The sequence below is a fragment of the Rhodanobacter sp. A1T4 genome (genome assembly GCF_014207185.1).
Classification (GTDB): Bacteria; Pseudomonadota; Gammaproteobacteria; order Xanthomonadales; family Rhodanobacteraceae; genus Rhodanobacter.
The window spans coordinates 198,962-213,189 of record NZ_JACHCP010000001.1 but is presented as its reverse complement, the minus strand read 5'-3'; the positions used below and the strand labels follow the sequence as shown (position 1 = coordinate 213,189).

The 14,228-nt window shown below is 57.6% G+C and carries 10 protein-coding genes; 5 read left to right on the top strand and 5 right to left on the bottom strand.

All coding sequences use genetic code 11. The features are described from left to right. Positions 1 to 3 precede the first annotated feature (3 nt). The 3 genes from HDE80_RS01045 to HDE80_RS01035 are packed head-to-tail and all read right to left on the bottom strand — an operon-like array spanning position 4 to position 3,686. The gene (locus HDE80_RS01045; protein ID WP_221437377.1) at positions 4 to 1,419 is read right to left on the bottom strand and encodes a class I SAM-dependent methyltransferase; all 1,416 of its coding nucleotides are present in this window, start codon (positions 1,417 to 1,419) and stop codon (positions 4 to 6) included. Continuing rightward, entirely contained in the window at positions 1,409 to 2,785 is a 1,377-nt protein-coding gene (locus tag HDE80_RS01040; protein ID WP_255483518.1) for an ABC transporter ATP-binding protein, read from the bottom strand. Before HDE80_RS01040 ends, HDE80_RS01045 begins: the two co-directional genes overlap by 11 nt. Then, on the bottom strand, positions 2,775 to 3,686 hold the full coding sequence (locus HDE80_RS01035; RefSeq protein WP_255483517.1) for an ABC transporter permease: 912 nt from the start codon (positions 3,684 to 3,686) through the stop codon (positions 2,775 to 2,777). The genes HDE80_RS01040 and HDE80_RS01035 overlap by 11 nt, the downstream gene beginning before the upstream one ends. 139 nt (positions 3,687 to 3,825) lie before the next feature. On the opposite strand from HDE80_RS01035, the gene rfbB reads away from it, so the two are divergent. The 5 genes from rfbB to HDE80_RS01010 are packed head-to-tail and all read left to right on the top strand — an operon-like array spanning position 3,826 to position 8,695. Beyond that, positions 3,826 to 4,896 (top strand): dTDP-glucose 4,6-dehydratase, encoded by a 1,071-nt coding sequence (gene rfbB / locus HDE80_RS01030; RefSeq protein ID WP_184667012.1) that lies wholly within the window; start codon positions 3,826 to 3,828, stop codon positions 4,894 to 4,896. Beyond that, the gene (gene rfbA / locus HDE80_RS01025) at positions 4,893 to 5,783 is read left to right on the top strand and encodes a glucose-1-phosphate thymidylyltransferase RfbA (protein WP_184667010.1); all 891 of its coding nucleotides are present in this window, start codon (positions 4,893 to 4,895) and stop codon (positions 5,781 to 5,783) included. Before rfbB ends, rfbA begins: the two co-directional genes overlap by 4 nt. Continuing rightward, positions 5,780 to 6,337, top strand: a complete 558-nt coding sequence (gene rfbC / locus HDE80_RS01020; protein ID WP_184667007.1) for a dTDP-4-dehydrorhamnose 3,5-epimerase — start codon at positions 5,780 to 5,782, stop codon at positions 6,335 to 6,337. Before rfbA ends, rfbC begins: the two co-directional genes overlap by 4 nt. Beyond that, entirely contained in the window at positions 6,334 to 7,260 is a 927-nt protein-coding gene (rfbD, locus tag HDE80_RS01015) for a dTDP-4-dehydrorhamnose reductase (RefSeq protein ID WP_184667005.1), read from the top strand. The genes rfbC and rfbD overlap by 4 nt, the downstream gene beginning before the upstream one ends. Positions 7,261 to 7,282: 22 nt before the next feature. Then, on the top strand, positions 7,283 to 8,695 hold the full coding sequence (locus HDE80_RS01010) for a mannose-1-phosphate guanylyltransferase/mannose-6-phosphate isomerase (protein ID WP_184601886.1): 1,413 nt from the start codon (positions 7,283 to 7,285) through the stop codon (positions 8,693 to 8,695). 398 nt (positions 8,696 to 9,093) lie between these two features. Here the strand turns inward: HDE80_RS01010 and HDE80_RS01005 are convergent, their stop codons facing one another. Together HDE80_RS01005 and HDE80_RS01000 are read right to left on the bottom strand one after the other, a co-directional pair. Then, complete coding sequence (locus tag HDE80_RS01005; protein WP_184667003.1) at positions 9,094 to 11,523, bottom strand: glycoside hydrolase N-terminal domain-containing protein; 2,430 nt, start codon at positions 11,521 to 11,523, stop codon at positions 9,094 to 9,096. Positions 11,524 to 11,565: 42 nt separating this feature from the next. Continuing rightward, complete coding sequence (locus tag HDE80_RS01000; protein ID WP_184667001.1) at positions 11,566 to 13,833, bottom strand: CBM35 domain-containing protein; 2,268 nt, start codon at positions 13,831 to 13,833, stop codon at positions 11,566 to 11,568. Between the last annotated feature and the right edge of the window lie 395 nt (positions 13,834 to 14,228).

Sequence of the window (14,228 nt, the reverse complement as noted above, 5' to 3'; positions counted from 1 at the left end):
TGCTCAATGGCCACGTTTGATAAGCCTCCTGAGCCAGGACCAAAAACCACGCCTTGCCAGCTGGTCGATACTTTGCTGAAGCTGCTGCAGGGTCGCCAGCGCTTCTATCCGTTGCTGCGAAAACTCCTGGGCCAAACCCTGCATGCTCCCCTGCTGCTGCGAAAGCGCGCTGGCCAGGTTCTGCACGTCTACTCGTGCGCGTGAGAGCTGACGCATGCTGACAATTGCCTGCTGCTCCAACAGGCGATGCAACACGGGATTGGAAACCACTACCTCGTAGTCGACCCGCATGGTCACCTGCAGTCCTTCATCACCGGCCACTTCCGCGAGCGCACTCCCGACCTCGAATTCGACGCTGGGATCGTCATCGAAACTGACCAGGCGCAAGGACTGTATGCCGGCAGCCTCCATCCATTCCCCGTTGACGTGACCCAAGCGACCCTGCAATTGGGGCAGCTCTGTCCCCTGCGATTCGCTGCTCTCCTGCAACATGACTCGCCTCAGCCCGTAGATGCCGGGGAAATCAGCCGGATCGAGCCGCAGGTAATCTGGACGAATACCCGCCGGCAAACGGAATTGCAGATCCACCACCCCATCTTCCGCGTCGACCGGCTGAGAAATCATGCGACTTTCATCGTAAGCCTCGTCATGACGCCGATAGAAGAGATGGCTGATCACCGGTTGCGGTTCGATCACGGCCGACGTCAGTGGCTGATTATTCGCATCCACAAGAATCCCTGCCAGCGCCTCGAAAAAGCCGCGTATCGACTCGGGCGAAGCCGCAGCCTCACGCATGAAGGCGACGAATGCCGCAGGCAGCTGCGAACCCACGGCCACCACGCCAAGACCGTGGCTATGCCTGAAGTCAAAACATGCATGGCGATTCGAAAGCTCTTCAAAGAATTTCCCGACGCCGAAGCCGCGTTCGCGAACATCCGTATCGTGCAAAAGCACCACTGCACGATCGCTGAGCTTCGGTAGCCAGCTTTCAAAGTCGTGACGCACCGCCTCGTATGTATGCAGGCCGTCGATATGCAGCAGGTCGATACTGCCATCTTCGAACTGGGGCACCGCATCGTCGAAGTTTGCGCGCAACAGCCGTGAAAAATCCCCATATAGCGGATCATGTCGAGAGCGAAGCGATTGATAGACCTGCTCTCCGTAATGCAGAGCGTGCGCATCACCTTGCCATGCATCCACGGCCACACACCGGCAGTGCAGGTCCAGCGCGCGCACCGCCTGGCAGAATGCCAGATAGGAGTTGCCCGAATGAGTCCCCAACTCCACCAGGCAACGCGGCCGCAGAAGATCGACAGCAAGGTAAGCAAACGGGATATGGCCAACCCAGCCGTAAGGCGGCACGATCCGTGGCCGCATCAATACCAACGGGTGGCCCTGAAGCTGGAAATCACCGTTCATTCTGTACTCGCTCCAACCGAACATCCAGCATCGGTATGCCGATCAGGCCCGCGACCATGGAGCCTCCCGTAGCAGTGAAGTGCAACGCCTCATGCAGCCAGTGCTGAACCACATGCTGCTCCTGAGTACCCTCGGCGACACCCGCGGCAATGAAGTATTCGCCGGAAAGCAGGCGAGGCATGACGAAGCAGAAACTGGCATGAAAATGCTGCCCCGCGGTTACCGGAAAGTCATCCTCGTAACTGAGACCGGTGTTATCACCAAACAGCAACTGACCAAGACGATCCTTCACGTAGAAGCCGGCAATCACGTTGTCGGCGCTCGCTTCGGCAAAAAGCTCGATGCGCAACGTGACGTATTCGCCAGCTACCACGGCTGCCACGGCCTGCCCATCCTCGTTAAAAAAGGAGACATGAACAATCCGCACCTTGAACTCGCCAAATCCTTCGGCATCGGGCTGAAACGGAAGAATACGCAGATCATTGCGCAGGGTGGAACGATCGATGAGCTCCTGCCGCTGATCCACCTGATGTTCCCGCGAAACCCTGAGCTGGCTTGCCGGCTGTTGGTGTCCGCGCGCCTGAAACCCACCCTGCTGCTCAGCCAGCGAAGCTTCCATGTAGGCCTCCATCACGTTGCGGGCCTCGCCAACGCGCTGCACGCGACCGTGTTCAAGCCAGATCGCACGATCACACAGACTGGTCACCGCGCTGCCGTCATGGCTGACAAACAGCATGGTGCCGCGCTTGCGGAATTCCCGCAGGTAGCGCATGCATTTCTGCATGAAAAAAGCATCTCCGACGGCCAGTGCCTCGTCGATGATCAGGATATCGGCATCGACATGGACCACTACGGCGAACGCCAACCGCATGACCATACCCGTCGAATAATTGCGCACTGGTTGATCGACAAATTCGCCAATATCTGCATACGCCAGAATATCGTCGATGCGCGCATCCACCTGGCTGCGGCTCAGTCCAAGAATCGACGCATTCAGATACACGTTTTGACGGCCGGTGAACTCCGGATTAAAGCCGCTGCCCAATTCCAGTAAGGCCGCCACACGACCGTGGATGCCTGCGCTCCCCTCGCTGGGTTTGAGCGTGCCAGCGATCAGTTGCAGCAAGGTCGATTTGCCGGCACCGTTGCGACCGACGATCCCCAAGGTTTCACCACGTCGCACTTCAAAATCGATATCACGCAGTGCCCAGAATTCCCTGTAAAAACGCTGTCGCCCCCCGATCAAACTCTGCAACATGCGGTGCACCGGCTTGTCGTAGAGTTGGTAGCACTTCCCCAGCGCATGCACCTCGATCACTACCTCGGCGACCGATGCCGGTGGTGCCACGATGGCTTCAGAGGACATCGGCAAATCCATCCCGCGTGCGCTGGAACCAGAAATACCCGAGCAGCAGCACGGCCACCGATGCCAGTGTGTAGATCCCCAATGCGTGCCAATCCGGTGACTGTCCAAACAGCACCAGCTGACGCGTCTGTTCGATCATCAAGGTCAACGGATTGAGCGCAATCCAGTCGCGATATGGTTCATGCAGGTTTGACGCCGGGTAGAACACCGGACTCAGGAACATAAGCATCGACGAAATCACGCCCGCAAGCTGCGTTAGGTCGCGGATAAACACGCCCAACGAGGCCATCAGCCAGCTCACTCCGCACAGCAGCAGGACGTAAGGTGCATATAGCAGCGGCAGATACAGCACTGTCGGGTGCAGCGTGTGCCGTGAGATCAACACGAAAATCAGCAATACCAGCAGGCTTAGTAATGCATTGAACAGGGTCGAAGCCACCATGACGCAAGGCAGGATGGCCAGTGGAAACACCACTCGCTTCACCAGATTGCTCTGAGAGACGATGACACTTGGCGCACGCATGATGCATTCGGCCAGCAGCGAGTGGACGATCATCCCGCAGAAGATCATCAGCGAGAAATCAGCACCCGACTCCATGTTCGGCCAGCGCATGCCGAGAAATACCCTGAACGCGAGCGTATAGACAGCCAGCATCAACAGCGGATTTAAAAATGACCACAATAGTCCGAAGAAGGATCCGCTGTAACGCCCTGCCACATCGCGCTTGGCGAGCTCCCAGAATACATTCCGCCTTATCCAGATACGCCTCGACAGCGACATTCTTACTGTTTCCATTCTTAACTGGCTTACCGTTTCCATTCTTAACTGGCACCTCACCCCAAAACTGTATGACGCTGAAGCGTCGCGACCAGCAGACGCCTGCCCCAGTCTGTTTTTCAATCTTTACGGCCAATCTAATGGCAAACTATTCATCGCTCCGCTGTCCGCTTACGCACCGGCACATTGACTCAACCATACCAGCTTACCGACTGACCATTCGCACCCGAATGTCCGCCTATGTGACACCAAAGAAGGCCCGATGAACAGCCCATCACCTCAAACACAATCGCTCATGGTCACCGGCGGAGCCGGTTTCATCGGTGCCAATTTCGTACTGCAGGCCGTCGCCGACGGCCTGCGCATCATCAATCTTGACAAGCTCACCTACGCCGGCAACCTGGATACCCTGTCATTGCTGCATGGCAACAACAGGCATGTATTCGTGCAGGGCGATATCGGTGACCGGGATCTGGTGACCAAGCTGCTGGCCGAACATCGCCCGGATGCCATCATCAATTTCGCCGCAGAGTCCCACGTTGACCGCTCTATCGACGGGCCGGCCGAATTTGTACAGACCAACGTGGTCGGCACACTGGGCCTGCTGGAGTGCGCGCGAGATTACTGGCGCGGCCTTGATGGTGAATCGCGCGAGGCCTTCCGCTTCCTGCACGTGTCGACCGATGAGGTTTATGGTTCGCTCGGCGCGGAAGGCAAGTTCACCGAGCAAACAGCCTATGCGCCCAATTCCCCTTATTCGGCGTCAAAGGCAGCGTCCGATCATCTGGTTCGCGCGTTCCAGCACACCTATGGCCTGCCAACGTTAACCACAAATTGCTCCAACAACTACGGCCCTTATCAGTTCCCCGAAAAACTCATTCCGCTGATCATCCAGAAAGCCTTGGCTGGCGAGCCGTTGCCGGTTTACGGTGATGGGCGCAACATCCGCGACTGGCTGTTCGTCGGCGATCATTGCAGCGCGATTCGCCGAGTACTGGAAGCCGGTCGCGTGGGCGAGACATACAATGTCGGCGGCAACGCGGAGCGTGAAAACATCACCGTGGTCAAGACTGTTTGCGCCCTGCTCGATGCACGCCAGCCGCTGGCAAATGGCAAACCGCGCGAATCGCTGATCGCGTACGTGAAAGATCGTCCCGGCCACGACCGTCGCTATGCGATCGATTCCAGCAAATTGCAGAACGAACTTGGCTGGCAGCCGTCTCAAACGTTTGAAACCGGTATCGCACAGACGGTCGACTGGTATCTAGGCAACCAGTCATGGAGCGCACGCGTGCTGGACGGCAGCTACCGCATGGAACGTCTCGGATCATGAGCCAGACACAGAAAGGCATCATCCTCGCCGGCGGCTCCGGCACACGGCTATATCCCATCACACGCGCCGTCAGCAAGCAGCTGCTGCCGGTGTACGACAAGCCAATGATCTACTACCCGCTCGCCACGCTGATGCTCGCAGGCATTCGCGAGGTACTGATGATCAACACGCCGCACGAGCAGGAAATGTTCCAGCGCCTGTTGGGCGATGGTTCGCAGTGGGGCATCGATATTCAGTACGCCGTGCAACCATCGCCAGACGGGCTGGCACAGGCGTTCACCATCGGCCGCAATTTTGTCGACGGCAAACCCAGCTGCCTAGTGCTCGGCGACAATATTTTCTACGGCGTGGGTCTGACCGAACGACTCAAGCGTGCGGCCTCGCGCGATCACGGAGCCACCGTCTTTGGCTACTGGGTCAGAGATCCTGAGCGTTACGGCGTCGCTGAATTTGACGAAGCTGGGCGCGTGATCGGACTGGAAGAAAAGCCGCCCCAGCCGAAGTCCAACTATGCTGTGACCGGATTGTATTTCTATGACGGCCGGGTTTCCGATTACGCGGCCGCCTTGAAGCCATCCTCGCGTGGCGAGCTGGAAATTACCGATCTCAATCGCTGTTATCTTGACGACGGATCGCTGCATCTGGAGCAACTTGGCCGTGGCTTCGCCTGGCTCGACACCGGCACCCACGACTCATTGATGGAAGCCGGCAACTACATCCAGACCATCGAGAATCGCCAGGGACTCAAGGTCTGCTGTCCGGAGGAGATTGCCTACAACAACGGCTGGATCGATGCAGAGCAACTGATGGAGCTGGCTGCGCCGTTGGCCAAGACCGGTTACGGCCAATACCTTCAGCAGCTGACCCGGCAGGGCTACGCACGATGAAAGTGATTGAAACCTCGCTACCCGGCACGCTGATTCTCGAACCACAGGTATTCGGCGACAGCCGCGGCTTCTTTTACGAGAGCTACCATCAGGCCCGCTATCACGATGCCGGCATTATCGGCGACTTCATCCAGACCAACGTCTCGCGTTCGGCCAAAGGTGTGCTCCGCGGCCTTCACTACCAGTGGCCAAATCCCCAAGGAAAGCTGGTGAGTGTTATGGAGGGCGAGGTATACGACGTCGCCGTCGATATCCGCCAAGGCTCACCGAACTTTGGGCAGTGGATTGGGGTGATGCTGACTGCCGCCAACCATCGTCATTTCTGGATACCGGAAGGCTTTGCGCACGGGTTTTGCGTGCTGTCTGATTTTGCCACTTTCACATACCAGTGCACCGCACTGTACGATCCCGCGTCCGATGCTGGCCTGCGTTGGAACGATGCGGATATCGGTATCGACTGGCCGGTCAGCGAACCATTGTTGTCCGGCAAGGATGGCAAGACACCGCTGCTGAAGGATGTCGCCGCCGATCGGCTACCGGTTTTTGCACGGTGAAAATTCTTCTGCTGGGTGCAAATGGACAACTGGGCCGCAGCTTTGTCGATGAAGGTGAATTGACCGCACGCGACGAGCTGGTTGTCGCCAGCCGCGACGGGGTGCTGACGCAGGGAGGTCGTGGCGAGATCGCCGACCTTTCTGCGCCAAACACGCTTACCGCATTGCTCGATCGTGTGCAGCCCGAGGTAATCATTAATACCGCCGCCTACACGGCAGTTGATCGTGCCGAGCAAGAACAAGAGTTGGCCAATCGCGTGAACGGCGAAGCCGTCGGCCTGCTCGGGCAGTGGGCCTCCTCGCATGCTGCGAAGGTCATTCACTACTCAACCGATTACGTGTTCGATGGTCATCAGTCGCAGCCCTACACCGTGGATGCGCCCAAGGCCCCGCTGGGCGCGTATGGTCGCAGCAAGCTGCTGGGTGAAGAACTTCTGCGTGACAGCGGCGCCGATCACCTTATTCTGCGCACGGCGTGGGTGTACGCTGCGCACGGGCAGAATTTTCTGCGCACCATGCTGCGTTTGGGCGGCGAGCGCGACGAGCTGCGCGTCGTCGCCGATCAGCACGGAACACCCACCGATACCAAACTGATCGTGCAAGCAAGTCTCGCGGCTTTCGATCGCTGGATATCAGCCGACGGCAGCGGATTGGGCGGTACTTACCACCTGGTTGCTGGCGGCAGCACTACATGGCACGGCTTTGCTGAAGCGATTTTCGAGCAGGCCATAACTCTTGGCTTAATGAAACGCCGACCAAGGATAGTCGCCATCCCCAGCAGCGATTTTCCAACGCCAGCCATTCGCCCGGCATGGTCTTTACTGGATAATGGCGGTTTTCAGCAGCGCTTCCATTTTATGCTGCCAGACTGGCGAAATGGGCTGTTTGACGTCATGCAAAAGCTCACCGCCTCTAGTCATTGATCGATCAAGGATTTCGGACATTATGTTGATTCCACTCATTCTTAGCGGCGGCAGCGGCACCCGGTTGTGGCCCGTGTCGCGTAAAAACCTCCCCAAGCAATTCCTCGCTCTGGCAGGGGACAGCACGCTGTTCCAGCAGACGCTGGAAAGGACGCGACAGTTGCCGGATGTCGCACCACCGATCGTGGTGGCCAGCGACGATCACCGCTTTCTCGCCGCTGACCAGTTGCTTGATCTTGGCATCGATAACGCGACCATCGTACTTGAGCCATTGGCACGCAACACAGCGCCAGCCATTGCCCTGGGTGCGCTGCAGGCTCTGCGCCGAGGCGGCGATCCGCTATTGCTTGTGTTGCCCGCTGATCACCTGATCGGCGACAAGGCCTCGTTTGTTGAAGCGGTAAAGCAGGCGATTCCATTGGCCGAACAAAGCTGGCTGGTTACCTTCGGTATTCGTCCGGACCGGCCGGAAACAGGATTTGGCTATATCCGTCGCGCAGGTGCCATCAATAAAGACGGTTTCCAGGTGGAGCAATTCGTCGAAAAACCTGATCTCGCTACGGCTGAAACCTATCTGGCCGATGGTGGCTACGACTGGAATTCCGGCATGTTCCTTTTCAAGGCATCGCGCTATCTGGAAGAACTGGCCGAACACGCTCCGGAAATGCTCGCCGCCGTGCGGGAAGCGGACGCCAAGTCGTCCACCGATCTCGATTTTGTACGAATTGATCAGGAAACTTTCTCACAAGTACCTGACCGATCGATCGATTACGCCGTGATGGAAAAAACGCGACGCGCTGCGGTGATTCCCGTCAGTTGCGCATGGAGCGATATTGGCTCGTGGTCAGCACTTTGGCTTACTGGTCAAAAAGACGCCGATGGCAACATGAGCGAAGGCGATACACTTGCCATCGATACACACAACTCTTTGCTGCGTTCGCATGATCGCCATTTAGTCGCTACTGTCGGTGTCGACGATCTGATTGTGGTAACCACTCCCGATGCCACGCTGGTCGCCCATCGCGATGCGGCGCAGGATGTAAAGCGCATCGTTGAACAACTCAAAGCCTCCGGCCGCACCGAACACTCACTGCATCGAGTGGTACATCGGCCTTGGGGGAGCTATGACTCGCTGGAAGCTCGCGACCGTTTTCAAGTCAAACGTATTGTGGTCAAGCCTGGCGCAAGCTTAAGCCTGCAAAAACATCACCATCGTGCGGAACACTGGATTGTGGTTTCCGGCACCGCCGAAGTCACCTGCGACGAAAAAGTATTTTTGCTGGGTGAGAACCAGAGTACCTACATTCCGCTGGGCAGCGTCCACCGTTTACGCAATCCGGGAAAGGTTCCGGTGGAATTGATCGAAGTACAGTCGGGTAGCTATCTTGGCGAAGACGACATAGTGCGCTTCGACGACGTCTACGGCCGATGCTAAGTGGCTAAACGCTAGAAAAGGCCGGGCTGAATGCCCGGCTGTAGATCGAAAATAAGCATCTATCCAAAAGCAGTGCGTGCAGGCTGGACCCTACATCTGGTAGAGGAGAAGGATAAAAACTAAGTTCTATCCTTAGGACACTTAGTACGCCAAAGTCGCTCAAAGAAAGCAGGGAATAAAGTTCTTTTCCGAGCTATCGGCTGAAGGCACGCTTTGGCGAATCCTACTATGGCGTAGCGCTAGCTTACGAGACCGTCTCCAACCCGATGCGATCTATAATGGGTGTCGGATTAGCATCTATCCTATGCAGCATCTTCCAGAACCAACATCGATCGCGGCCACAAACAACGCCGTCCATCCGATCCGACCTATCTGCTTGATCATAAGCTTGCAATGACTCAGGTGTCGTTGGGGTCGATCGTGACGGACGCGCCTGCATGAAGCGCGATCGGCTTCGTCCATGCACCACATTTCACGCGTGTCTGTTCGCCGCCGATGCTTCGCACCGTGACCGACGCGATCTTGCCTTGTCGCCAGGAGAAGTCGACCTGAAAGCCGCCGCGCGCGCCCAGGCCCGTCACGCTACCCGAGGCCGCCCAGGCCTTGGGTAGCGCCGGCAGCAGCTCGATCAAGCCGGGGCGCGAATACATCAACATCTCCAGCATCGCTGTTGGCGTTCCGTAATTGGCGTCGATTTGGAAGGCGTCGCTGTCGGCGCTTATGTTGTAGACATCGAAGAAATTCTGCGCGGTGCCGTTGCTATGATTTTTCGATGGCAACAGATTGGTGAGCAACAACTGATAGGCCTTTTCCGCCTTTTTGAGACGCGCCCAGCAAATCGCACGCCAAGCGCAAGCCCAGCCATAGCCGCTCGTACCTCGTGCCTCGAGCAACCTGGTAACGCCTTCGATCAACGCAGGCGGGCTGGCGTCGAGGCGAATGCGATCACCGGGAAAGAAGCCCACCAGCGGCGACAAATGCCGGTGTCTCACCTCACCGAGATTGTCTGGCGTCATCCATTCCTCCAGCCAACCATTCTTGGGGCTTACTTGAGGTAGATAGAGGCGCGCCTGCAACTGCGCTATCGATGCGGCATAGTCCGCGTCCTTGCTTAATAGCGAACTTGCCTGACGATAGTTCTCGAACAGATCCCAGACCCATTCCTGTGCATAGGTGATGCCCTTGGCATCGAGCGGTCCCTGCTCCGGCGACCAGTCGGCATCGTCGATCAGAACCTCGCGCGCGACGCCGGTCTTCGGATCCATCACTGTGACGGTAAGCAGTCGCGACTCCCAAAACTCGCAGGCACCCTTGAGCAGGGGATAGATGCGCGCAAGGTAGGTCCGATCCTGGGTGTACTGATAGTGCTGCCAAAGATTGTTGCACAGCCATGCACCGCCAGCCGGGTGCCACCGCCAGCCTCCGCCGCCATAGATATTGGTGGAAATGCCCATTGTCCAGCCGGCGATCTTGCCCGAACTATTGCGAAACACATTACGCGGATCGTTGAAGTGCTGATGCGTTATGGCCGTCCAGGAGGCTACCTGGCTGAGGCAATAGTCGGTCAAGGCATCGAAGCACGAAGGTAAGCCGGCGCGGTCCGGCAGCCAGTAATTCATCTGGATGTTGACGTCGCTGTGATAGTCGGCCATCCAGGGAGGCTCGTTGTCACTTATCCAGAGGCCTTGCAGACCGGTCGGCAAGCTGCCGCGGGAACCGGCAATCGTCAGATAGCGCCCAAACTGTAGATAAGACGCTTCCAACTCCGGATCGGCGGGCGAGCCAGTCGCGGCCCGCGCCTGAAGACGCGTCCACGTATCCATCTCGCGCTGCGCCTTCGTCGACGCGCCGAAGTCAACACTCATCGTGTCGAACAAGGAACGATAATCGACCACGTGCGTATGCAGCAGCATTGCCGGCGTTTGTTTGGCGGCAGCTTCCGCTTTTTTTACCGAAAGCTTTAATGGATCGAGCGAGGCATCCATGTAGCTCATCGCCAGATCCGGGGTGTAGTTGGTGCCTCCGCAGAAGATGACCGTCAGCGCCTCGCAATTCGCAAAACGAAGCCCCTTGGCATCCGCCGTCACCGTGCCGGACACCGCAACGGCTTTGATGTTCGCTGCGTACTTGAGGCCATTGTCCAGGACACCTTCGAAATGGCTGCTTGCACTCTCGGCTTCATGGTGGGCGGCTTCGCCATGCATGCCCTGCAACTCGATAGAACCGTTATAGACGCCACCGCCGATTTGAGACAGATGGACGGCAATCATGTCATCCGGGTGGCTAGCAAAGATTTCACACGCGTAGCTGACGCCATTTTTTTGATACGTCACGCGAACGCACCCCTGGCCGAGGTCCAGCTCGCGGCGGTAATCCGTGATGTTCGCAGCCTCATGCCCTTCTATCGACAGGTACAACCTGGCCAGCATCACCAGGCTGCCGAAGTGCGCCGTCGTGTATTCAAACTGGCCGTCATCACCCAACGGTACATCGCGCTCGCCGAGCCACATTGAGGCATCGGTGAGGTAAAGAAAATTTCTCGCCGGATCGCCACCGATCAGGGCACCGAGACGCCCGTTACCGATCGGCAAGCCCTCGCGCAGTACGTTCGACTCCGGCGCGGGCGTGCTATACCAAAGCGTATGCCTTGACTCCGCCGTCGGCAGGGGGCCGACGGGGCGTTGTACGGTGCTGCCTTCGGCAAACCTGGGTAAGCCAAGCCATGGCAGCATGACCGCCATGGCGCCGGTCATTTTCAAGAACCGGCGCCTGGCTATCAGGCCGGAACGCGCCTCATCCAGGAGCACCTGCTGTTCTTCGTTACTCATCAGCACTCTCTTGGGATGTTTCCGTCGGCATCTTCAGCAACACTATTTGCCACCCGGACAGGTTTGCGTCGTGGCACCGGCGAACGACCAGGTCGAACCCACTACAGGCGCTACCACGATGCGATCAAGATCGGGCGCAAAGCCATTTGCATTGGGATTGCCCATCTGGATGATGTTGGCACCGGCCTTGAGCGGTACCGTAATGATCGTCGGCACGGGATCGTCGAATGTGCTTCCGTTCAAATCCAGCTGCCGCGCCTGACCGCCATTGACCGTGACAAACAGCGTGCGCTGACCGCTGGTCGCATAGTCGATCTCCAGCTGATAAATACCGGATGCGGGCACTGTCACGTTGGTGAAGGTCACGGTATTGGCTGGACCGGCGCCAATATTGCCCGCCTTGGAAAGACCGGAGGCATAGTTGCTGAAACCCGCCGTTACCGTACCGCCCAAGGTAGCCGCCTCAGCTTCGTACACGGTGGCTGTCGGCAGGACTGCATGGCCATCGCCGCTGATCACGATGCGATCCATATCCGGCGAATAGCTGGTGGGATTGCCAAACTGGATGCTGTTGTAGCCGGCTTTCAGGCACACCGGCACCGTGCTCGCCGATGGAATCGAAAAGCTGCCACCGCCGGAGTTGAAGGTCTGAAACGGGCCGTCGTTCACTTTGTATAGCGACGAACGCAGACTCAGCGTCATCGAATCGATCTGCATCAGGTAGACGCCTGCGTGGCGTACGTAGACGTTGTTGAACGTCACCGTGTTACCTGCGCCGAGGCCAAGCCCGCCGACCTTGCTGCCGCCGGAACAACCGCTGCAACCGGCAACGGCAGCCGTGCCGGCCAACGTCGCAGATTCGGCTTCGTAGCTCTCGCTGGGTGTCGGTGCAGCGTGCCCAGGTGTCGTCGAAATCTTGAGTAGGCGCACACCATGCCCTTCGAGTCGCGTCGAGAACGATCGCGATGAGCTACCCAGTTCGGTATGCGTCCACAAGTCGCGAACCTCCCGTGCGCCATCTAGGCCAAGCTCGTTCCAGGGTAACTCGACCACCGCCGGCAAGGCATTCATATTGAATAACGCAACGTAGTACTCACCATGCCCGAGATCGGAAACCCATACCTGGTGATCGCCGCCCAGTACTTGCGTCGCCGGCTTGCCGGATTGATCGACGGCAAGTACCTCATCGTTGGTCATCAGGCGTTTACCGAAATCGTCGATCTTGGTGAGATCGCCGCCGAGATACATCGGAGCGTTGGCCATCGCCCATAGCGTTACTGCCGAACGTTTTTCATCTTTGGTCAGCCCGTCCAGCTCGTCGTCGCCAACGTCGAGTGAATCCAGATCGTTCCATCCCAGTGTCGCATTGGTTGCATGTTCCCAACTGGGGATATCGCGAAAGCGCTTGTAGATGCGCGGCCAATCGGTCAACGTCGCGCAGCGGCCTTCGCATTCGACGTCGTCATCGATGCGCCGCGCGTTTGAAAACTGCTGCCACGTGCTGATGTAGTCCTGATCGACCTGCCATGACACCGTCAGCCAGATTGGCCGCCCGCTCCTGGTAATCGCCTTCGACCAAGCTGCGACATCATCGAGATTGTTGATGCTCAAGTTGTCGCTATACGAGCCCGGCGTGACGCCGTCGAGCTTGATGAAGTCCACCCCCCACGAAGCGAACAAGGCGACCACCGAATCGATGTATTCCTGCGCGCCGGGTTTGCCGAAATCGATCTTATAGTGATACGGCGACGTGCCCGGACCACCAAATGCATTGCCGGCGGTATAAGGCACCGCCAAGATGTCCTGGATGTGATACGACGTGCCGAGAATCGGCGAGTTGGCCAGTACTGCCGGCTCCTCGACACCAGGAATCCAGTAGATGCCGGCCTTCTGGCCGTTCTGGTGGATGTGATCGATCAGCGCCTTGATATCCGGGAAAATCGCCAGATTGGGCGTCGGCCGACCATTCGCATCGAAACTCCCCTGCCAGCCCGAATCCATATTGATGTAGTCGAAGCCATGCGCCTGCAGGCCCGACGAAGCCAGCGCATCGGACTGGAGAATCATGTTGGCCTGGGTCAGATAGTTCGAGTCGAGCGTCTGTTGGCTGAAACTGCTCCAGCCGAGATAAGGCGTGTGCGCGACGCCGTTGACCTGCGCGTTCGCCACGACGGCAATGCCGAACAAACCGATAGCCAATGCGCAACGCGGAAAAATGGAGTGGATTACACGCCGCAAGGAGAGGCCTTGGCTGCGTGCGGCGGAAGTGACTACGTTCGGATCGCGGGGCGCCCATACAGAGACATTCATTGAAGAATTCGTCCTTTAGGTATTTAAACGGCCACAGGCGGGCTTTCACCGAAGCATCCCCACGCTCGGTAAAAGTATATTTGTAGTACAAATTAAACTAGGCCTGCGCGGCGCACCCTGTCAAGAATTATTTGTAGGACAAATGAGAACTGCGGCATGCGGCATCGCTATTGCGGCGACGCAATATTTTTTGGAGGAGGAAACTGCAGAAAAGACAGAAAAGAATTGGCGATACACGCGACGGTCACACGATCATCGAGCTTTCAGGTAAACGCCTGGTTGACCATGCCTCCATGGTCGGCACCATCGCTTCCTTGAAGGGAAAGCAGATCAAAAATGTATTTGTCGTATTATAGTAAAATCATTACTTGGCTTGCTTACCCATCCTTGTCAAG

Excerpts from the sequence above, each read along its gene's own strand:
- HDE80_RS01045 (WP_221437377.1), bottom strand. The coding sequence starts at position 1,419 with ATGAACGGTGATTTCCAGCTTCAGGGCCACCCGTTGGTATTGATGCGG.
- HDE80_RS01040 (WP_255483518.1), bottom strand. The coding sequence starts at position 2,785 with ATGTCCTCTGAAGCCATCGTGGCACCACCGGCATCGGTCGCCGAGGTA.
- rfbB (WP_184667012.1), top strand. The coding sequence starts at position 3,826 with ATGAACAGCCCATCACCTCAAACACAATCGCTCATGGTCACCGGCGGA.
- rfbA (WP_184667010.1), top strand. The coding sequence starts at position 4,893 with ATGAGCCAGACACAGAAAGGCATCATCCTCGCCGGCGGCTCCGGCACA.
- rfbC (WP_184667007.1), top strand. The coding sequence starts at position 5,780 with ATGAAAGTGATTGAAACCTCGCTACCCGGCACGCTGATTCTCGAACCA.
- HDE80_RS01010 (WP_184601886.1), top strand. The coding sequence starts at position 7,283 with ATGTTGATTCCACTCATTCTTAGCGGCGGCAGCGGCACCCGGTTGTGG.
- HDE80_RS01005 (WP_184667003.1), bottom strand. The coding sequence starts at position 11,523 with ATGAGTAACGAAGAACAGCAGGTGCTCCTGGATGAGGCGCGTTCCGGC.
- HDE80_RS01000 (WP_184667001.1), bottom strand. The coding sequence starts at position 13,833 with ATGAATGTCTCTGTATGGGCGCCCCGCGATCCGAACGTAGTCACTTCC.